This is a genomic window from Rhodococcus sp. IEGM 1241, from assembly GCF_033142365.1.
In the GTDB taxonomy this organism is placed as follows: Bacteria; Actinomycetota; Actinomycetes; order Mycobacteriales; family Mycobacteriaceae; genus Rhodococcus_F; species Rhodococcus_F erythropolis.
Genome location: NZ_JAWLSE010000004.1, coordinates 238,772 through 258,008, shown reverse-complemented (window position 1 = coordinate 258,008; position 19,237 = coordinate 238,772). Strand labels below are relative to the sequence as shown.

At 60.9% G+C, this 19,237-nt stretch carries 19 protein-coding genes; 4 read left to right on the top strand and 15 right to left on the bottom strand.

Features of this window, described 5'->3' with window-relative positions; genetic code table 11:
* Positions 1 to 39 precede the first annotated feature (39 nt).
* Positions 40 to 606, top strand: a complete 567-nt coding sequence (locus R4P70_RS19585; RefSeq protein ID WP_317831262.1) for a TetR family transcriptional regulator — start codon at positions 40 to 42, stop codon at positions 604 to 606.
* Positions 607 to 616: 10 nt separating this feature from the next.
* On the opposite strand, the gene R4P70_RS19580 is transcribed toward R4P70_RS19585, so the two are convergent.
* Positions 617 to 1,777 carry a lipase family protein gene (locus R4P70_RS19580; protein ID WP_046377918.1) on the bottom strand — a complete coding sequence of 387 codons (1,161 nt, stop codon included), beginning with the start codon at positions 1,775 to 1,777 and terminating at the stop codon, positions 617 to 619.
* A gap of 207 nt (positions 1,778 to 1,984) precedes the next feature.
* Here R4P70_RS19580 and R4P70_RS19575 point away from each other — a divergent pair, with 207 nt between their 5' ends.
* Complete coding sequence (locus tag R4P70_RS19575; protein ID WP_317831259.1) at positions 1,985 to 2,779, top strand: putative protein N(5)-glutamine methyltransferase; 795 nt, start codon at positions 1,985 to 1,987, stop codon at positions 2,777 to 2,779.
* Here the strand turns inward: R4P70_RS19575 and R4P70_RS19570 are convergent.
* From R4P70_RS19570 to R4P70_RS19560, 3 genes are read right to left on the bottom strand one after another with little or no spacing between them, the layout of a single operon-like run.
* The gene (locus tag R4P70_RS19570) at positions 2,770 to 3,399 is read right to left on the bottom strand and encodes a TetR/AcrR family transcriptional regulator (RefSeq protein WP_317831257.1); all 630 of its coding nucleotides are present in this window, start codon (positions 3,397 to 3,399) and stop codon (positions 2,770 to 2,772) included. The two genes, R4P70_RS19575 and R4P70_RS19570, sit on opposite strands and share 10 nt — an antisense overlap.
* A 30-nt stretch (positions 3,400 to 3,429) precedes the next feature.
* Positions 3,430 to 4,230 (bottom strand): ABC transporter permease, encoded by an 801-nt coding sequence (locus tag R4P70_RS19565; RefSeq protein WP_003945537.1) that lies wholly within the window; start codon positions 4,228 to 4,230, stop codon positions 3,430 to 3,432.
* Positions 4,227 to 5,183: a daunorubicin resistance protein DrrA family ABC transporter ATP-binding protein gene (locus tag R4P70_RS19560; RefSeq protein WP_003945489.1), complete on the bottom strand. Its 957-nt coding sequence runs from the start codon at positions 5,181 to 5,183 to the stop codon at positions 4,227 to 4,229. Before R4P70_RS19560 ends, R4P70_RS19565 begins: the two co-directional genes overlap by 4 nt.
* A gap of 327 nt (positions 5,184 to 5,510) precedes the next feature.
* On the opposite strand from R4P70_RS19560, the gene R4P70_RS19555 reads away from it, so the two are divergent.
* Complete coding sequence (locus tag R4P70_RS19555; RefSeq protein WP_317831255.1) at positions 5,511 to 7,004, top strand: glycoside hydrolase family 71 protein; 1,494 nt, start codon at positions 5,511 to 5,513, stop codon at positions 7,002 to 7,004.
* Positions 7,005 to 7,037: 33 nt separating this feature from the next.
* Here the strand turns inward: R4P70_RS19555 and R4P70_RS19550 are convergent, their stop codons facing one another.
* The 6 genes from R4P70_RS19550 to R4P70_RS19525 all read right to left on the bottom strand — a co-directional run bounded on the left by R4P70_RS19550 (position 7,038) and on the right by R4P70_RS19525 (position 12,910).
* Positions 7,038 to 8,498 carry an MFS transporter gene (locus R4P70_RS19550; protein WP_205907383.1) on the bottom strand — a complete coding sequence of 487 codons (1,461 nt, stop codon included), beginning with the start codon at positions 8,496 to 8,498 and terminating at the stop codon, positions 7,038 to 7,040.
* Positions 8,495 to 9,343: a mycofactocin-coupled SDR family oxidoreductase gene (locus R4P70_RS19545; RefSeq protein WP_019746862.1), complete on the bottom strand. Its 849-nt coding sequence runs from the start codon at positions 9,341 to 9,343 to the stop codon at positions 8,495 to 8,497. The genes R4P70_RS19550 and R4P70_RS19545 overlap by 4 nt, the downstream gene beginning before the upstream one ends.
* A gap of 103 nt (positions 9,344 to 9,446) precedes the next feature.
* Complete coding sequence (locus tag R4P70_RS19540; protein ID WP_257237391.1) at positions 9,447 to 10,586, bottom strand: serine hydrolase domain-containing protein; 1,140 nt, start codon at positions 10,584 to 10,586, stop codon at positions 9,447 to 9,449.
* Positions 10,587 to 10,766: 180 nt separating this feature from the next.
* Positions 10,767 to 11,177 (bottom strand): VOC family protein, encoded by a 411-nt coding sequence (locus R4P70_RS19535; RefSeq protein ID WP_003945857.1) that lies wholly within the window; start codon positions 11,175 to 11,177, stop codon positions 10,767 to 10,769.
* 134 nt (positions 11,178 to 11,311) lie between these two features.
* Positions 11,312 to 12,313, bottom strand: a complete 1,002-nt coding sequence (locus R4P70_RS19530) for a helix-turn-helix domain-containing protein (RefSeq protein WP_317831252.1) — start codon at positions 12,311 to 12,313, stop codon at positions 11,312 to 11,314.
* 54 nt (positions 12,314 to 12,367) lie between these two features.
* Positions 12,368 to 12,910, bottom strand: coding sequence for a GNAT family N-acetyltransferase (locus R4P70_RS19525; RefSeq protein WP_046377912.1), 543 nt, complete (start codon positions 12,908 to 12,910; stop codon positions 12,368 to 12,370).
* An 85-nt stretch (positions 12,911 to 12,995) separates the two neighbouring features.
* On the opposite strand from R4P70_RS19525, the gene R4P70_RS19520 reads away from it, so the two are divergent.
* The gene (locus R4P70_RS19520) at positions 12,996 to 14,300 is read left to right on the top strand and encodes an HNH endonuclease signature motif containing protein (protein ID WP_317831248.1); all 1,305 of its coding nucleotides are present in this window, start codon (positions 12,996 to 12,998) and stop codon (positions 14,298 to 14,300) included.
* A gap of 107 nt (positions 14,301 to 14,407) precedes the next feature.
* Here R4P70_RS19520 and R4P70_RS19515 read toward each other — a convergent pair whose 3' ends face one another.
* The 5 genes from R4P70_RS19515 to R4P70_RS19495 are packed head-to-tail and all read right to left on the bottom strand — an operon-like array spanning position 14,408 to position 19,211.
* Positions 14,408 to 15,577, bottom strand: a complete 1,170-nt coding sequence (locus R4P70_RS19515) for a lipid-transfer protein (RefSeq protein WP_003945661.1) — start codon at positions 15,575 to 15,577, stop codon at positions 14,408 to 14,410.
* A complete protein-coding gene (locus R4P70_RS19510; protein ID WP_095970907.1) occupies positions 15,574 to 16,014 on the bottom strand; it encodes a MaoC family dehydratase in 441 nt (146 codons plus the stop codon). Before R4P70_RS19510 ends, R4P70_RS19515 begins: the two co-directional genes overlap by 4 nt.
* A gap of 2 nt (positions 16,015 to 16,016) precedes the next feature.
* Positions 16,017 to 17,024: a bifunctional MaoC family dehydratase N-terminal/OB-fold nucleic acid binding domain-containing protein gene (locus R4P70_RS19505; protein WP_411742482.1), complete on the bottom strand. Its 1,008-nt coding sequence runs from the start codon at positions 17,022 to 17,024 to the stop codon at positions 16,017 to 16,019.
* A gap of 10 nt (positions 17,025 to 17,034) precedes the next feature.
* Positions 17,035 to 18,186, bottom strand: a complete 1,152-nt coding sequence (locus R4P70_RS19500; RefSeq protein WP_084326786.1) for an acyl-CoA dehydrogenase family protein — start codon at positions 18,184 to 18,186, stop codon at positions 17,035 to 17,037.
* Positions 18,171 to 19,211 carry an acyl-CoA dehydrogenase family protein gene (locus R4P70_RS19495; RefSeq protein WP_317831244.1) on the bottom strand — a complete coding sequence of 347 codons (1,041 nt, stop codon included), beginning with the start codon at positions 19,209 to 19,211 and terminating at the stop codon, positions 18,171 to 18,173. The genes R4P70_RS19500 and R4P70_RS19495 overlap by 16 nt, the downstream gene beginning before the upstream one ends.
* Positions 19,212 to 19,237 lie beyond the last annotated feature (26 nt).

Here is a 19,237-nt window from a genome sequence, read left to right as displayed (position 1 = left end):
CAACTCCGGCAGCATGCAACATCGACAGCAAGGAACGACATGAAGCCCGATCGCAGAGCCCTCATTGCGGCATCCGCCGTCACGATCATCGCCGAGCAGGGCCCGCGTGCACTCACCCATCGGGCGATTGATCAGTCCCTGGAACTTCCTGCCGGTTCGACGTCGTACTATTTCCGCACTCGCGAGGCACTTCTCGAAGCAACCGCATTGCACATCGTGCACCGGTCACGTTCGACTTTCGGCGAACTCCGCGAGAGGCCCAGCGATCCTGCTACCCTGACGGCCGAGTATCTCGACGATCTTCTCTCGCACCGCAGACACGAATTGATCGCGCGCTATGCACTACTCGTGGAATCTCCCCGAGATTCGGCATTGCACCAACTCCTCGAAGGCAGTCTGTTTTCGCTGGAGAAGGCAAGACCCGTCTTCGAAACCGCTGGTGTTGGCGACCCTGATGTCTCTGCCGCAAATTTCCTGAGCCTGCTGGAGGGCTTGATCTTCGACTATTGCCTGGGATCACGTAGCCGGGACCCTCACTCCAGCGAAACCGTTCGGCAACTTCGGATCCCGATCGACATCTACCTTCGCGGAGTGGGGGTCATCTGAAAGACCTCGGTCAGCAGAGGCTTCCGGTACAGGGTTGTCGACCAGAGAACAGCGCCGCAACAAAGGGAGTGCTGTCTGGAACCGAAGCCGGGACGGTTCCCAGATGATCAGTGGGATAGGTATGGAATGCAAAATCCACACCGTTGGCAGCGAGGTCAGCCGCGAACTTCAGTGTCAGCGGTGCCGGAACATCGATGTCCGACAACCCCTGACCGATGAAGAACGGGCGGTCGTATCCTGCGGTCGGCACAGTGAGCAGTTCACGCGCAGCCTCCATGAATACTGGATTGTCCAGCGACTTCGTCAGCACCTGCCCGAGTGTGACGGTTCCGTACTTCGTGCGCGCCTCGGTGTAGCACATGTTGTTCTCGACGTCGTCGAGGATGGTCTTGCCGAGCGGGGTCAGATACGAGTCGATGTCGATGTCTGGCCGCGAAGCACGCAGTCCGTCAAGAACGTTCGCGATGTAGACCGTCGTACCCTTGAGCGGAAGCGCCGGGAAAGCCGGACCACCGAGCGGTAGAAGATTTTCGATGTTCGAGGGGACACCAGTGGCGACAGCGCCGCGGTAGTCCAGCTCCGGCGCGTAATCAGTGGCAAGCGAAGCGGTGAACATAGTCGCCTGCCCGCCCTGCGACTGTCCCATCGCAACCCATTCGCTCGACAGGTCGTCGTCGACCGCACGAGCGGCGCGCACCATGTCCACAACGCTGTGTGCAGCGGAACGACCGTCGAGATACGGGTGAACACCAGGTGTTCCGAGCCCCACGTAGTCGGTCGTCACCACCGCGTATCCCTGCTCCAGCCAGTGACCCAGATGCGTCGCGGTCCGTTCGAGCGGAACACTGCTGCTCGGCGCACACTGATCCGCCACACCCACCGTTCCGTGCGCATAGGAGATGACCGGCCAACCACCCTCGGGCGGAGCTCCCTCTGGGCGATACACCACACCGGTGCTCGTCATCGGCGCGTCCTTCGGGCCCGTCGACCAGTACGTCACCTTTGTTGCGCTCACGGCACCCGGGATCACCCGATCGGGACCGAGTAACTCCCGACTCACGACAGCACCCGGAGCATCATTCGGTTCCGCTCCGGCCGGCGCCGCAACTGTCAACGCCACCAAAGCACTCGCACTCAGCCCGACGAGCGTCCTACCCAGTCGCTTACTCACGTACTTCTCCTACGATTGCGGTGACGGTGCATCTGTGGTGATCGGCCCCACATCAGCCGATCGAGTTCAGACCATAGAACAGCCTTACCAATTGGTCAACCTAGATTCCCATTCCGCATCTACCGTCGTGACACGCCTGCTCGGGTAGGGTGGCGGTGTTCGATACGTGCAGGTCCCAGCGAGATCAGGAGGCCGAAAGGCTCTCTCATGTCAGCACCTGATCTCCCGACCTTCCCTGCTTCGCAGCAGAAGTCGGTGGCCGCGATTCTCCGAGCAGCAGGTTGCGTATTCGCCGAAGACGAGGCTCGCCTACTTCTTCACACCGCACGCTCTCTCGATGAACTCGACGCGATGGTCGACCGACGAGTTGCCGGCGAACCACTCGAACCTGTCCTCGGATGGGTCGAGTTCTGCGGCTTGCGTATTCACATCGACTCTGGAGTCTTCGTCCCACGCCGGCGCACCGAGTTCCTCGCCCGGCAGGCCTGCTCACTCGTCGTCTCGGGAAGCGTCGTCGTCGACATGTGTTGTGGCTCAGGAGCTGTCGGTACCGTCCTGCAGTCGACGCTCGATGCCGTCGATTTGTACGCGGTAGATGTGGAACCGGCCGCGGTGCGGTGCGCTCGCCGAAACATCACACCGCCCGAGCGCGTACTCGAAGGCGATCTCTTCGAACCACTGCCAACGGAATTACTCGGTCGCGTGGATGTGGTCGTTGCCAATGCACCTTACGTCCCCACCGATTCGATCAGGCTGATGCCGCCCGAAGCCCGTCTTCACGAACCGCTGGTCTCGTTGGACGGCGGCACCGACGGACTGGACCTGCAGCGACGCATCATCGCGGACGCTGCGCCGTGGCTACGACCGGGTGGCTGTCTTCTCGTCGAGACGAGTACGGAGCAGGTCGAAATGACTGTTGAAACATTCACTCGGGGAGGGTTTCTCACTCGGGTAGCAACCTACGGTGAGACCGCCTCGACCGTGGTGATCGGTCAGTGTTGAAGGCGATCGGATCTTGGCGTGGACCAGTCCCGAGCGCGGGCGGCAAAGCCGTCGACAAAAAGCCCGAACGCACGATCGACGCGGGCCCGGTCCCCAGTGGCCAGAAGATCCATCGACAGACCCCGCATTTGCGAGAGCAACAGAGTAGCGACAGAGGCAACATCGTCCTCGGGGCAACCCGCTTGTCGTAGACCGGCTTCCAGCGCCTCGATCCAATCGCCTACAAAACGGTCCAGGAACCGTCCGTAGCGTTCGCGGTCGCCGAGCGCGAGGGCGTAAATCTCGACCATCACTCGGAACCGCGGCAGTACCTCCGGCGTCGTACGTTCGGTCCACCACGCGGTCAGCACTGTCGCCGGATCGACCCCCGATTTCATCGGAACCGCAATCGGAATGGACTCACCACGCATGTTCTCGATGACCTCGGAGAGCAGGTTCTCCTTGCTCTCGAAATGGTTGAGCAACGACGCATGCGACACACCTACGGCCTTGGCGAGCTGCCTCACCGTCAGTTCCCCGACACCGTTGTCGATGACGTAGCGGGTCAGCGCGTCGAGCAACTCCTCACGTCGCCCCGCGTATCTCAGGCTGCGTTTGTCGATGCGTTCGGGCTCCGGCACATACCCACCCTACCGGCCGGAATCACCAGGTCAGCGGCTGACTGCCTTCTGATACCGACGAATAGCGAACGGCACGAAGACGATCAGCAAACCGAAAGTCCACAACAGCGACGCGATGACCGGATTCTGCAGTGGCCACGCATCCGGAACCGTCATCGCAGGATTGGTATTGCCGAACAGTTCACGCACCGCCTGAGTCACCGCCGACACCGGATTCCATTCGGCGATCACTTTGAGCGGGCCGGGAAGATTGGTGGTCTCGACAAAAGTGTTCGCGATGAACGACAGCGGAAAGATGACGATGAAACTCGCGTTGTTGAACACCTCCGGCGTGCGGATCCAAAGCCCGACAACAGCCATGACCCATGACAATGCGTACGCGAAGAACAGAAGCAGCGCATAACCGGCCACCGCCTCGAGGAAGCTGGAATGGATGCGCCACCCCACCAGAAGACCGGTCAACGACATGACCACCAAGCTGATGACGTTGATCAACACGTCACTCGATGTTCGGCCGGTCAGCACGGCAGACGGAGCCATAGGCAGCGATCGAAATCTGTCGATGATTCCTTTCTGAATGTCTTCGACCATCCCCAAACCAGTCCAGGTAGCACCGAATATGACCGTCTGCGTGAAGATTCCGGCGATCAGGAACTCTCGATACGACGTGCCCGGGACGGAGATCGCGCTGCCGAACACGTATGCGAACAAGAGCACGAACATGATCGGCGACAAAGTGGTGAACACCAGTAGATCCGGAACGCGCTTGATCTTGATCAAGTTTCGCCTGGCGATGGTCAAACCGTCTTCGAGCGCCATCTGCACGGTCATTTCTGATCCTCCAGTTCAGCCTGGTGCCCGGTCAGTGTGAGAAAGACATCGTCGAGAGTGGGCCGGCGCAGACCGACGTCGAACACCCGAATGCCTCGTGCCGACAGGAGATTCAGCGCTGCGACCAACGCATCGGTACCGTCGTCGACAGGAACGGTGACGCGACGGACATTCTCTTGAACCTGAATGTCCCCCACGGCAAGCGAGCGCAATTCTTCTCGGACGATGTCGAGATGTTCGACCTCGTGCACACTCAGTTCGATGCGCTCACCCCCGACCCGCGCCTTCAGCTGATCTGCAGTACCGCGCGCGATGACCGAGCCGCGGTCGATGACGGCGATCTGGTCGGCCAACCTCTCGGCTTCCTCCATGTATTGCGTCGTGAGCAACAGTGTTGTCCCCTGCGCCACCAACCCTTCGATGACATCCCAGAGACCGAGTCGCGCACGAGGATCGAGGCCGGTGGTCGGCTCGTCCAGAAACAACACCTGCGGCCGAGCAACCAATGCGCCGGCCAGATCGAGACGTCGCCGCATTCCGCCGGAATAGCCCTTGACCGGCCGATCTCCAGCCTCGACGAGATCGAACTGCTCGAGCAATTCACGCGCTCGTGCCTTACTGCTTCGGGCGCCGAGGTGATACAGCCTCCCGACCATGTCCAAGTTCTCATAGCCCGTCAGGTACTCGTCGACCGCGGCATACTGACCCGAAGCACCGATCTTGGACCGCAACGCCCGCGCATCCTCGACCACGTCCAGCCCGGCAACCTTGGCGCGTCCACCGTCCGGAATGAGCAGCGTCGTGAATATCCTTACCGCAGTGGTTTTTCCGGCGCCGTTGGGACCCAATAGAGCCATCACCGAACCCTCGCGCACTTCCAGGTCGATGCCGTCCAATGCCGTGACGTCGCCGTACTTCTTGACCAGCCCCTCGGCCACAATCGCTTCGGTCATGAGCCCTCCCGCATCGGTAATCCGTCGGTAGTCCGTTCCCCAGTGTGACCCAGGAGGCCGACACATTCCAGGATTTCACGCAGCAGTCCTGCAAACGGGCCCCCGACAGGACCCAACCGTCGTGACTCCTCACGATTCGGCTCGCTCGCGTATTCAAGTGGACGAGAGTGCCCCGGATTTCAATTCATGTTAGCGTCGCAAAGTTCGTGCCTCAGAATGCACTCCAAACAAATTTCTCTACAGCCGAAGAATCTGACCTGGAGGATAACTCCCATGCGTTTCATCCCTATGCGACGGTACGCAATCCTACCGAAAACAATCCGTCTCATGTGCCTCTCGACGGCAGTCGCACTATCGCTCACATTTGCCTATTCCTATCAGGGGCAAGGGCACACAGAATCACCTACGTTTGCTCCCACTGCTCTTTCTGCCAATCCGGAATCTGCTGCTCTCCCCTTCGACATTCCGGACCGGGCAACGCTGAACGGACGGAAGGTATTCGGACATTATTTTCCGCCGTACCCGGTATCTATCGACAACGCGACCCCGAACAGCGACTTCTACACAACTCAGTACATGACAGTGCATGGAGAGAACAATGCACACGTCAACTCAGCTGGATTCATCCGCGATCGGCCTGCTCCACGCCCTCCGATCACAGATCCCCAGTGGCGTCAGAGAGATCTCGAAACTGAAGTTCGTCAGGCGGTCGCTGCTGGGCTCGACGGGTTCTCTGTCGACATCATGGCCAAGGCAACGGACACCAGTTGGTGGGGTTCAATCATTCCCGGCGCGCTCATGCAAGCCGCAGCCACAGTAGATCCGAACTTCAAAGTAATGCTCATGCCCGATATGAGCGCTTCTTTCAATAATATGACGCCTGCAGAGCTCGCCGCAGAAATGGCACCATATGCGACAAAACCGTCCGTATTCAAACTTGCGGACGGACGCCTCGTTATTTCCCCATTTCTTGCAGAAGCCAAAAGTCCAACATGGTGGTCGCAGTTCATCACCCTGATGAGTCAGTCCTATGGGATAAATGTCGCATTAGTTCCGGTGTTTTTAGACGCAGCGGCAAACCGCAATGCGTTTGCCTCCATCAGCTATGGCATGTCGAGTTGGGGAAACCGGAATCCGGCGGGAAACCCAGTGGTCAACAGCCCAAATACTCCGCTTGATTTGGCTGCCGCGGCTCATGCATTGGGAAAGATCTGGATGCAATCGGTCTCCTTCCAAGACGTCAGACCGAACCAGGCCATCTACGACGAAGCGGAAAACACACAGAATCTTCGCAATACCTGGCAGATCGCGCTCGATTCAGGCAGCGAATGGGTCCAACTGACAACCTGGAACGATTACAGCGAGGGGACTTCCTTCGCTCCCAGCGCCGGGCACGGACGCTCCCTGCTGGACATCAACGCCTACGGTCTGTACTGGTTCCGGTCAGGGGTAATGCCGACGATCGTCCGCGATACTGCCTATTTGAGTTATCGAACGCAGAAAGTATCCACAGTGCCTGCCAACCCTTCGACACCCCCGATGTCACTGCGCCAATGGTCATCCCCCGCTCGCGATACCGTCGAAGTCCTTTCCTTCTTGACGGCGCCGGCGGTCGTCAAAGTAACGGTGGGAACCACGACAACTACCTGCAATGCCCCGGCCGGGATGAGCAGCTGCATCGCCCCGTTGAAAGTAGGTTCGATCAAGGCTTCTGTCGTTCGCGGCACTACCGAGGTGTCCCGGGTGAGTTCGCACGCTGCGGTAACGGCCACCCCGTACAACCAGAATCTCGAGTACCTGGTTGATTCCAGTCGAAGATAACGGTGACGACGAAGATCGGGTGAGTCCGTCGACTCACCCGATCTTCGTTGCGCCATCGGTTTGAGCTGCAATTGGTAACTCGGGCAGCGATACCGCCCCCGTCCGCTCCACCTTCACTGCCAACGTCACCGCGGCGGCCAGTGCTGATACGCCCGCTCCGATCCAGTACAAAACCGCGAACGAATGCAGGGTCGGCACAGCGCTCGCACCGATCACCACCGTTGAACTGGCCAATACCGCTGCCGCAACGGCGCTTCCGGTGGAGGTACCGACCGAACGGAGCAGGCTGTTGAATCCGTTGGCCGAGGCAGTCTGATGGATCGGCGCAGATTCGGTGATCAGAGTCGGCATGGCTGCCAGGGAAAATGCCACACCGGCCGATACCACGGCAGCGCCGATCACGATATTGACCAACGTCGGCGCCAACAGCACACGCAAGACATATCCGATTGCAATGACGATCGCACCCGACGCCAACGTAGCCTTCGCTCCCCATCGCCTCGTCACTTTCGACGACACCGGCGCCAATCCGATCATCAGGACTCCACCCGGCATCATCGCCAGTCCGGCTTCGGCAGCCGAGAGTCCGAGACCGTCCGCCGACGCCAGGGGCAACTGAAGTTCCTGCGTTGCCGCCAACGCGCTGATGAACATGGCAAAACCGAGTAATACTGCGCAGACGTTCGAAACCAGAATCGGAGCGCGAAGGGAAGTCCGCAGATCGACCAGCGGTGCCGGCGTGTGCAGTTCCCACGGAATCCATCCACAGAGCAAGACCACGCCGGACGCGACCAGAACAAGAACCTCGGGGCTTGCCCAGCCCCATTCGGTTCCCTTCGAAACGGCCAGTAGCAGTGCAGTCATGGCGAGCGTGAGGACCGTGGCCCCCAGAAAGTCGAAGCGTCCGCGACTCTTCACCGCCGATTCCGGCACCACCAGCGGCAAGACGACTATCAGTACTACCCCAAATCCACCGGTGACCCAGAAAAGCGCGGGTAGTCCCCAGTGCGCCGAGATCACCCCAGCCATCGGCATACCGAACATGCCACCGATCCCCAACGTCGCACTCATGAGAGCTACTGCACCACTGAGCTTTTCCGGAGGAAGGACATCGCGCATGATACTGATTCCGACGGGCAGAAGTGCCGTCGCGAACCCCTGCAACGAGCGCCCGAGGATCAGTAACCAGAAACTCTGGCTGAGCGCAGCAACCATGCAGCCGACGATCATCACGGCAAGACAGACGAGCATCATCGCGCGCTTGCCGAACATGTCGGCGAGTCTGCCGATGAGAGGGGTTGCGACGGCACCGGTCAGCAACGTCGAGGTCACCAGCCAGGAAGCGGTGGACGACGATACTCCCGATGCCGTCGCGAACGCAGGCAGGACCGGCACCACCAAGGTCTGTTGCAGCGCGACCACCACACCGCTCAGACTCAGGACGCCGACGACCCACCCGGTCCGCGCTTTCGCGCGAACAGTCTTGTCCGTCAAGCGTTCGAGCGAGCGGCTACTCCGGCGTCGACAGGAACCACGATGCCACTCATGTGGGCACTCGCGTCGGCGGCGAGGAACAGGACTACTCGCGTGATCTCGAAAGGATCCAGCCAACCGACCGGCTGCGCATGCAGAGTCGCGTACACGGGTTCGACGTCGTCTGCCGTCGGCGATTCGAGGTCAGGCCGCATCATTGCGTACATCATGTCGTTGTGAATCATCGGCGTCGAGATATTACCCGGCGCAATAGCATTCACGGTCACACCCGAATTGGCCAGTTCGAGCGACACACTCTTCGTCAAACCGATGACGCCCCATTTGGAGGCGCCGTACGCCGCCATCTGGGTGCCACCTGATCGACCCATCATCGAGGAAATCGTGATGATGCGACCGTAACCACGTTCCGCCATTCCACCTGACACGGCCGCAACGGTGTTGAACACACCGGTCAGGTTCGACGAGATGACTTCGTTCCACTGTGCCGACGTCATCGACGTGATCGGAGCGGGCACGGACACCCCGGCATTCGCGACGGCGATGTCGACACGGCCGAACTCGGCTTCAGCGCGGGCAACGAGCGCGTCCATTGCTTCGCGATCAGCAGTGTCTGCCTTGACGGCAATGCACCGCCGACCGGTGGCTTCCACCAAACGAACGGTTTCCTTCAGATCCTCCTCGTTTGCGAGGGGGTAGGCGACGACATCACTGTTCTCGCACCGGTCGCAGATCACGATGTCCGCGCCACGCTCCGCGAATGCGACAGCGTGGGCGCGCCCCTGACCGCGTGCGGCGCCGGTGATCAGTGCAACTTTTCCTTCGAAGCTGCCTTCGAGGCTGTTCATGCCGTCTCCTAGTTCGTCGTATGCAAGCGTGCGCTGTACTGCATGCGTACTCCGAACCCGCCCGAAAGAAACAGTCGATCCCGGACAGCGGGAATCCAGCCGATCACTGGTAAACGGCGGTCTCGAATTCCAGGTATCCGTTGATGGATCCAGCGTCCGCGAACGGCAGAATCTGCGTTGCCCAGAACCCGCCGACGCCGGTCTGCCGGTCGATCCAGTAATAGAGGTTGGCAAGACCCGCCCAAGCCAGCGATCCGGCCGGCCTACCGGTGGGTGCCACCTCTTCATTTGTCATGAAGGAGTATGCCCATCCTTTGGGTACACCGGGGAAGAATTCCGCATCGTTGGACAGAGTCGGGAGAACTCCGGGCAACAACCCCACGTGCTGGCCTTCGAGCCCGTTCTGAACGGCTGCAGCTACCGTCTCCGGCGACAATACGCGACCCGAAGTGCCCGCGCCGTCGTTGAGCCACATACGAATGAACTTCATGTAGTCGGCGACAGTGCCGTGCAAACCGTGACCACCCATGTGCACCTCGGGTTCGGCCGGAAGCTCGAATCCGATTAGCGGAGTGAGGCTTCCGTCGCTCTCGCGCTGATGGATCGGCGCAAGTCGAGCCTTCATCGACGGGCTCATCGTGAATGCCGTATCGGCCATCTCGAGAGGTTCGAAGATGCGCTCACGCATGACATCGCCGAGTCGCTGACCTCGAATCGACTCGACGACCTGGCCGGCCCAGTCGATATTGGTGCCGTACTCCCACTTCTCACCCGGGTCGAAGAGCAGCGGTGTCGTGAGCGCCGCTTTGCTACACGTGATCACGCTGGGCTGCCCATGTTCCTGTGAGAGCCGGTTGTACGACTCGTTGAAGAAGTCGTAGCCGAACCCTGCAGTGTGAAGGAGCAGCATGCGAGTGGTGATGTCACGCTTGGGCTCTCGAAGAACGGGGTTTCCGCCGGCGTCGAAACCGTCCAGAACCTGCAGCTCACCGATGTCGGGAACATAGGTCGCTGCAGGTGCATCGAGATCGAGCAATCCCTCCTCCACACATTGCAGGACAGCGGTACCGGTGATCGCCTTGGTGGTGGAGAAGAGCGCAAAAGTTGTATCGAGGGTCATCGGAACGCCGGAACCGAGAGTCCGCTCGCCCGCAGCACCCTCGTAGATGTTGCCTTCTCGATCCGTGATCATCGCGACCACACCCGGGACGCGATCAGCCCCCTGAGTTGCTCGCGCCAGCACGTCGTCGAGGCGCTGCTTCGAAAGGGGCTTCCGCGCAATATCTTCGATCGTCACTGCATTTCTCCATCCGACTTGCAACTTGTCTTGTCGAACAGAATGTAACGGCGATCACACACCCGGCTCTGCCTCGAAACGGCAGGAAAACTGTCTCGTTTCGGCAGAACCGGGCAGACTCTGTAGTCAGCTCTGGGGCGCTCCGATATTCACCAGCCAGGAAATGCCGAATTTGTCTGTACAGGCGCCGAATTCGTCGCCCCACATCTGCTTCTCGAGCGGAACGCTGACCGTACCTGTTCCCGACAGTTGCTCCCAGTACCCGCGCAGCACATCGCCGTCGTCGCCGCTGAGGCTGACCGTGATGTTGTCGCCGGGGTTGTACGGCATGCCTGGCGGAGTGTCAGCACCCATCAGGGTGTATCCCTGATCGGTCTCGAGCATTCCGTGCATGATCTTGTCCCCGCCTTCGCCGGGATTGCCGAATTCACCGAACGTGCTCAGCGCCAGCGTGCCACCGAAAATGCCCTTGTAGAACTCCAACGCTTCACGCGCGTTACCGTTGAAACTGATGTACGGATTGAGTCGAGTTGCCATGACGTACTCCTAGCTCGTGGGATTGCTGTCACGTTCGATTTCAATCCTTGCAGAACGCTCCGACACGAAACAACGGATCATCGCAGTTCATCGAGTGCGTAAACCGATCGTCATGACCGTTCAAACAACTATCCTCAGAGTGGGTTCCGAGTCTCGGAAGGCAACTCTCCGAACCGTTTCCGGTAGGCGGCCGCAAACATGCCCAGATTGACGTAGCCCCAGGCGTTTGCGATTTCGGAGACGGTTCTCCCATCGGAACGCAACAATTCGCTGCGTACCCCCTCCAGCCGACGCGCGCGCAATCGTTGCCCCGGCGTGGTGTCTCGGTACCGTCGAAATCCCGCAGTGAGCGCCCGGACACTGACACCCACCGCAGCCGCGATCTCGGACGCCGTCGGTACCGAGCGCGCGAAGGTATCGATGTACTCCTCCGCCGATCGCACGTATGCCGGTTCGGCGGAGGCGACGTCGGCGCCGAGTTGCAACCCGGCCTGCGTCGCCCACTCGTCGAGAAGCTGAGCCGTGATGAGTTCTTGAACCCTGGCGCCCAGCCTTTCACTCGACATCGCGTCAGGCGACTCTGCAATCGCGCAAACGACGTAGTCCATCAATGCGAGCCAACTCGAGCCACGCCCGCCGATGGTGCACTTGTGCCGCCACAGACGATCGTCGGGAACCGCCCCGTACCACTGCTGGGCGTGGTCGGCGACAAGCTGATGCGGCACAGTGAGATTCAGCTGCAGATGATCCTCGTCGAATTCGACGAAATAGTCGGTCCGACTACAGTCGGCGACAAAAGTCTCCCCCACGGCAGTATTTGCCGCAGCTCCCCGGCCAAGGGCATGTCGGCCGTTGCCTCTGATCGTCGTCAGAACCAGAATGTTTCCGGCCTCAGGAGAACATTCACCGACAGAGACCGGAATGCCGTAGCAGAATCGGGTGACGTCGATCTTGCCCACCGCTGCCGAGTACATGTCCGAAGCCGGCTTCAACCGACTTCCTATCGGCGTGACCGTATACGGCATGTAGATGTTGTCGGACCATTCCTTGATGCGGTCCCAGTCCCGAGAAAAGGCCTGGTGATGCTGCATGGTGGGCCGGCCGGCCGCGTCGATGAGCAAGGCATCCTCGAACATGGTTCGAGTATCGCACCAGGGCCCGGGAAGGTCACGAAAGTGAGCCGACGCGGTCTATGGCTGTACGGCGGCAGGTCGTGTTGCAGCAAAAAGCAGCGAATCCACCGCGGTCCCCCGGATCACCATGTGCGCCCTCATCCGCCCCTCCTCCACCATTCCGATTTTGGTGAGCACCGACGCCGACGCCGAGTTATCCGGACGACACGTTGCCTGCACGCGCTGTGCTCCAAGGCGAGCGAAGGCGAGTCCCAGGACCGCACTCCCTGCCTCGGATGCATAACCTCGTCCTTGGGACTTCGGGTTCACGACAAAACCGAGTTCCGCCCGCCGGTGCGCGGCGGACACTTCCCACACAGCTACCGAACCGATGACCGTTCCATCAGCCTTCGACGTGATGGCCAGGGTGAACGTGCGACGTTCGACGAGCTCAGCTTCGAGTGCCGCGTCAGCCAGGAATGCCCTGGTCACCGCTGGGGTGTTCGGCCCCCAATCAACATATCTACAGACGGCAGGGTCGGACGCGTACTGATGGACGGCATCTTCATCCGCGACAGTGAAATCTCGAAGAACAAGGCGTTCCGTAGTCAACGTGAACATCCAGCGATCCTAGAGCGAGCCCGAAAGCACCTCTTGACTCGAACGGGTGTTCGAGTATTGTTTGGGGAGGGGATCGGGGGATTCAATGAGTGTTCTGTTGTCGGATGTGGTGTCGGGTTCTGCGGTGGGGTTGCGCGGACGCCTGTGGCAGTTGACTGCCGCGGAGTTGCGGGCCGTTGCTATCGGGGCGAGTGCGGAGATTCTTCGTCTCGAGGCTGTTCGTGTGGCGGTGGTCGACGAGTTGTCGTTGCGGCCGGATGATCAGGTGATTGCGAGCCGCGGGGTGGGTGTGTGGTTGGCGGCGAACACGATGCTGCAGGTTCGGGATGGGAAGAAGATCGCCGCGTTGGGTGCGGCGCTTCGGCCTTTTCCGGCGGTGGCTGCCCGGTTCGATGTCGGGGACTGCTCCTTCGATCATGCCGTGTTGATCGTGGCGTTCTGCGAGTCACCTCCGAAGGGGATGCCGGAGGAGGCGTTGCCTCGCTGTGTCGATTTGTTGTTGGCTGCTGCTTCGGGCGTGGAGGCGACGACGACGAAGGTGCGGAGTGTTATCGCGACCTTGGAGCGAGTGTTCGAGTCCGATGAGATTCCGCCCGCCGAGGATGTGGATCGGAATGAGTTGCGGATCGCGTCGACGTTGAATGGTCGGGTGGTGGTGCGCGGTGATTTCGATGCTCTCACCGGGGAAATGTTGTTGTCGGCGTTGTCGAATCTGACGATGCCGACCCCGGCACCGGATGGAACTCCGGATTCTCGGTCGGCGGCGAAGCGGACGGCGGATGGGTTCACCGAACTGATCCGCCGGTACTTGGACTGCGCCAAGACCGGTTTCGATGGTGGGCAGCGTCCGCACGTGAACGTGCACATCAACGCCCGCGATCTCGCGGAGCACCGGGACTGCGCCGCCGCACCCTCGCCCGATGGTGTTGCTGTGGCTGTGTCGGATCTTGATGTCGGGCACATGCCCTGGCTGGGGCCACTGTCCGTGTCGCAGACCAGACTCCTCGGCTGCGACTGCTTCCTGTCCACCGTACTGCTCGACGACCACGAGGCGCCGCTCGATGCGAAACCCGGGAAACGGTTGGTCACCGCGGAGCAGCGAGTGGCGTTGATCGCCCGCGACAAAGGCTGCGCGTTCCCCGGCTGCACGTGTGTACCGGCCTGGACCGACGCGCACCACATCCGGCACTGGGCGAACGGCGGCCCGACGGTGATGAACAACCTTGTCCTGCTGTGCCGTTCGCATCATCGGCTGATGCACCGAAAAGCCGGTTTCGTCGGGAAGTGGGTAATCCGCATCGGCGTCGACAACAAACCCTGGTTCATCCCACCACCCTCGATCGACCCGCAGCAGCACCCGCGGCCGGCGAACACCACCTTCAAAACCTGAGGTAGTACTCCTCGGGCACAACAGAACACGGGCCAGCACCGCATCGAAGGAGACCTCGATGCGGTGCCAACAGGCCGTGACGCTTGATGAAGCTGTGCTCACAACGATCAGCGAGTCAGCACAAGCCCTGATGTCGGAACGCCCGTTCCCGCAGTCACCAGCACATTCTCGACGGAGTCGACCTGGTTGACCGAAGTACCACGGATCTGCCGAACTCCCTCGGCGATACCGTTCATCCCGTGGATGTATGCCTCGCCGAGCTGTCCACCATGGGTGTTGATCGGAAGCTTGCCTCCGAGTTCGATTGCGCCACCGGCGATGAAGTCTTTGGCCTCTCCCCTACCGCAGAAACCGAGTTCCTCGAGCTGCATCAGAACATAGGGCGTGAAGTGGTCGTAGAAGATCGCCGTCTGCATGTCCGACGGGCGCAGCCCACTTTGTGACCAGAGTTGATCGCCGACAAGGCCCATCTCCGGTAGGCCGGTCAAACCGTCGCGGTAATAGCTGGTCATGATGTATTGATCTGCCCCGCTGCCCTGTGCTGCGGCAGCGATGACGGCAGGGGTGTTCTTCAGATCTTTGGCTCGTTCTGCCGAGGTGACGACGATGGCGATGCCGCCGTCGGATTCCTGGCAGCAATCGAGGAGATGCAAAGGTTCAGCGATGAATCGCGAGTTCTGATGGTCCTCGAGGGTGATCGGTTTTCCGTAGAAGAACGCCTTCGGATTGGTGGCTGCATGCTTACGGTCCGCGACGGCGATTCGACCGAAGTCCTCGCTGGACGCTCCGTATACGTGCATGTATCGCTGCGCGACCATCGCGACAAACGATGCGGGAGTACCCAATCCGTGAGGATAGGAAAAGGCGTTGTCCGTTCCCGACGAATTGACCTGCGCCACAAGGCCGGAGTTCACCTGCCCGAAACGCGCACCCGATCGCTCGTTGAACGCGCGGTAAGCAACGACGACGTCTGCGACGCCAGTGGCAACCGCCATGGCCGCTTGCTGAATCGTCGCCGCAGCGGCACCGCCACCGTAGTGAATACGACTGAAGAACTTGAGGTTCGGGATACCCACCGAACGAGCTACTGCCACTTCGGTGTTGGTGTCCATGGTGAACGAGGTAAGACCGTCGACGTCGGCGGGTGTCAGACCGGCGTCGTCCAACGCGGCTTGAACAGCCTCGGCGGCCAGTCGCAGTTCACTGCGACCGGAGTCCTTCGAGAAATCCGTGGCTCCGATTCCGACGATCGCGGCCTTGCCGGACAATGCGCTCATTCAATGTCTCCGTTTTCAATGTCTCCATTCGAGCCCGACGCCGGAAATGCCAGTGTGACCTGCGCAGTGATGTGATCTCCCAGACTGTTCTTCCCGACCACCGCGAGCGAAACGAGATCCTCGTCGTAGGAGGTCACCGTGCCGGAGAGCGTCAAAGTGTCGTAGGCGTACCAGGGGACCCCGAGGCGGAGCTTGATCGACGTGAGTACTGCCCGCGGTCCTGCCCAGTCGGTCACGAATCGCTGCACCAGGCCGGTGTCGGTGAGGATGTTGACAAAAATGTCTTTCGAGCCGCGTTTCTGTGCGAGATCACGGTCGTGGTGAACATCTTGAAAGTCGCGGGTAGCGAGCGCTGCCGAGACCACAAACGTCGGGTCGCCGTAAATCGAGAGCTGCGGAAGAATTTCTCCCACAGTGATATCCGTCGTCAAAGTCACCGTCACTCCTTCCCCGCAGAAACCGCAGGAACCGCCGAAACCGCAGAAGCCCCAACCGGCTGCCAGGCGTACAAAGTCCAGGGAGTTCCCCCGGTCTCGTCGTCTCCGGGGAAGTCGAGGTAGATCGCCTCCACCTCCGTTCCGATCGACACACTCGAGGGATCGACGCCGCGCAATTCGCCGAGCATCCGCACACCCTCAGGCAGTTCGACCAGGGCAACGACGAACGGCAACGACCGACCAGGAACCTTGGGCGCGTGGTGAACGACAAAACTGAAGACCGTTCCCCGCCCTGACGCGACCACGTAGTCGGTCTGCTCCGACTTGTCCTTCCAGATCGCGGGCACGGGTGGGTGCTGCACCGAACCATCCGCACGCAGTTGAATACGCAACTCGTGTGCGGCGACACCGTCCCAGAAGAACTGTGTGTCTAGAGACGCCGTCGGGCGCAGCATCCGAGATGCGTCCAGGTCCGCAGGCACGTCAGTGGAGGGGCGCTCACTTACCGGCGGCGCGAACTTCAAGATCCGGAACATCATCTCCGAGACCAGTTCTTCACCGACCCGCCAGAAGCTACGGGTGGTGAAGAACCACCCTTCACCAAGACCTGTCTTCTTCGGTCCCACTACGTCTTCCAACACCGAGGAGATGGTGACTTCTTCACCCGGCTTCAAATAGCGGTGGTAGATCTGATCGCAGTTGGTCGCGACGACAGACGTGAATCCGGCCTCGTCGAGAATGTCCGTCATCCGGCCCAACGGATCATCGGCTTCTCGAATTGCCCCCAGACCGCGCATCGTCCATACCTGCGCCATCGCCGGCGGCGCGACTATTCCGTCGTGTCCAGCGGCGCGGGCGGCCGATTCGTCGACGTAGATCGGGTTCTCGTCACCGATCGCCTCGACCCAGTTGCGGATCATCGGCAAGTTCACGGGGTCCCGGCCGGCGCGAGGAGCGCTTGGCCCGTCCTCTCGAACCCGCTCGGCAGCAGTGAGAATGGGATCTGACACGATTTGTTTCCTATCTCGGAACGCGGGGAAGCTTCAGGCCGGCGGTAGCGATCAATTCGCGCATCACCTCGTTGACTCCACCGCCGAAGGTGATCACCAGGTTGCGCTTGATCTGCATGTCCAGCCACTCCATGAGATCAGCCGTTTCGGGATCGATCGGATTTCCGTACCGCCCGACGATCTCTTCCGCCAGTCGACCGACTCGCTGGATGCGTTCGGTCGCAAATACTTTGGTTGCCGAAGCGTCGGCAATGTCCACCGACTCCGAATCACTCGATGCCACTTGCCAGTTGAGCAGTTCGTTGAGGCGATACGTCGCGTGAATCTCGCCGAGCGCGCGTCGTACGTCAACGTGATCAAGCAGGTTTTCACGCTTGGCCCAATCGAAGACGTGGTCGTAAATCCCTGCGACGCGACCTGCCGGACCGAGCATGACGCGTTCGTGGTTGAGCTGCGTCGTGATCAGGCGCCAACCCTGATTCTCTTCACCCACAAGCATGTTCGCCGGAACGCGAACGTCCTCGTAGTAGGTGGCATTGACGTGATGCGCACCGTCGCAAGTGATGATCGGGGTCCAGGTGTAGCCGGGATCTTTGGTATCCATGATCAGGATTGAGATGCCGCGGTGCCGTGAATCGGCAGATCCCGTCCGCACGGCGAGCCACACGTAATCGGCGTCATGCCCGCCGGTGGTGAAAATCTTCTGGCCGTTGACGACGTACTCGTCACCATTTCGTGCCGCCGAAGTACGCAGGGCTGCAAGGTCGGTGCCGGCTTCCGGTTCGGTGTAGCCGATCGCGAAGTGCACTTCACCGGCGAGGATCGCGGGCAGGAATTTCTGCTTCTGCTCCTCGCTGCCGTACTTCTGCAGAGTCGGACCGACGGTCTGCAACGTCACCGAAGGCAGTGGGACATCCGCCCGCACAGCCTCGTTGACAAAAATCTGCTGCTCGACTTCACCGAACCCACGTCCGCCGTACTCCACCGGCCAGCCGACGCCGAGCCAACCGTCCTTGCCCATACGACGGATGACCTCACGATAGGTAGGGCCATGACGCTCCACACGCATGATCTTGGCCTCCTCGGGCGAGATCAGCGTCGAGAAGTAGCGTCGAAGTTCAGCTTGCAATGCGCGCTGACTGTCGGTCAGATCGATGAACACCGGGCCCCCACGAGGTCGAGTCGCTGCGAAGCGCCGCCGAGCAGGCGCGCCAAGTCTTTTGCAGTCGAGTAGTAACGATGAAGCGGATACGTGACGTCGACGCCCAGACCGCCGTGCAGGTGGTGAAGCACCTGCATCGTGGCGGGCACTTCCTGGGCGATCCAGTACGCCATGACGTCGAGGTCCGACTGAGCATCCAGGCCCTCCGACACACGCCAGGACGCCGACAACGCCGCGACGTGAAGAGTCCGCGAGGTGACATAGGCGTCGGCGATCTGCTGTGAGACCGCCTGGAACGTGGCGAGCGGCTTGCCGAATTGCTCGCGTGAGCCGACATGTGCCGCAGTGAGATCGACGGCACCGGACACCAAACCGTCTGCAACGGCTCCGATACTCGCCGTAGCGATCCGGTACAGCGTCTGGACGGCTTCCTCGCCGGCACCGAGAAGTTCACCGACTGCCTCGTCCATCGTGACTGCGAACTCCGGACTGCCGGACGCACTGGGTGTCGGCGTCAATGCGACGCCGGCGGCGGTCGGATCGACGAGCACGACTCCGGCGTCGGTTGGCACAAGAATTCTGTGTGCGCTCGCCGCGAAAGGCACGGCAAGCACCGTCCCGCTGACGCGATACCAGTCGCCCGACTGATGGGCGGTGGTCGACGACTGCGCCGGGAACTGCTGACCCGGCTCACCGAGCGCCGCGGTGAACACCCGTCCGGCGCTGACTCCGGTGAGCAATTCGTCCTGCTGAGCGTCGGTCCCCAGAGCAACGATGGGGAGGACGCCGAAGCCGAGGGTTGCGAGAGCCGGAATGGGAGCGGCTGCCCGGCCGACCTCGACGAGAAGAGAGCCGACGTCGGTGACGGAGAGTCCCTCGCCGCCCAGACGCTCGGGCAGTGCCAACGTGAGCAGGTCGGCTTCGGCGAATGCCGCCCAGAGCGCGTCCGGCTCCAGTTCGCGGGCAAGGAGCGCGGTAGCCACCTCGGCTACCGCTTCCTGGGTTTCATCGGGAGTGAAGTCCACGCTGGCAATCCTGTCTCTGATGTAGA

Coding starts and splice junctions, on each gene's coding strand:
- R4P70_RS19585 (WP_317831262.1), top strand. CDS start 40: ATGAAGCCCGATCGCAGAGCCCTCATTGCGGCATCCGCCGTCACGATC.
- R4P70_RS19575 (WP_317831259.1), top strand. CDS start 1,985: ATGTCAGCACCTGATCTCCCGACCTTCCCTGCTTCGCAGCAGAAGTCG.
- R4P70_RS19565 (WP_003945537.1), bottom strand. CDS start 4,230: ATGACCGTGCAGATGGCGCTCGAAGACGGTTTGACCATCGCCAGGCGA.
- R4P70_RS19560 (WP_003945489.1), bottom strand. CDS start 5,183: ATGACCGAAGCGATTGTGGCCGAGGGGCTGGTCAAGAAGTACGGCGAC.
- R4P70_RS19555 (WP_317831255.1), top strand. CDS start 5,511: ATGTGCCTCTCGACGGCAGTCGCACTATCGCTCACATTTGCCTATTCC.
- R4P70_RS19545 (WP_019746862.1), bottom strand. CDS start 9,343: ATGAACAGCCTCGAAGGCAGCTTCGAAGGAAAAGTTGCACTGATCACC.
- R4P70_RS19535 (WP_003945857.1), bottom strand. CDS start 11,177: ATGGCAACTCGACTCAATCCGTACATCAGTTTCAACGGTAACGCGCGT.
- R4P70_RS19530 (WP_317831252.1), bottom strand. CDS start 12,313: ATGTTCGAGGATGCCTTGCTCATCGACGCGGCCGGCCGGCCCACCATG.
- R4P70_RS19525 (WP_046377912.1), bottom strand. CDS start 12,910: ATGTTCACGTTGACTACGGAACGCCTTGTTCTTCGAGATTTCACTGTC.
- R4P70_RS19520 (WP_317831248.1), top strand. CDS start 12,996: ATGAGTGTTCTGTTGTCGGATGTGGTGTCGGGTTCTGCGGTGGGGTTG.
- R4P70_RS19515 (WP_003945661.1), bottom strand. CDS start 15,577: ATGAGCGCATTGTCCGGCAAGGCCGCGATCGTCGGAATCGGAGCCACG.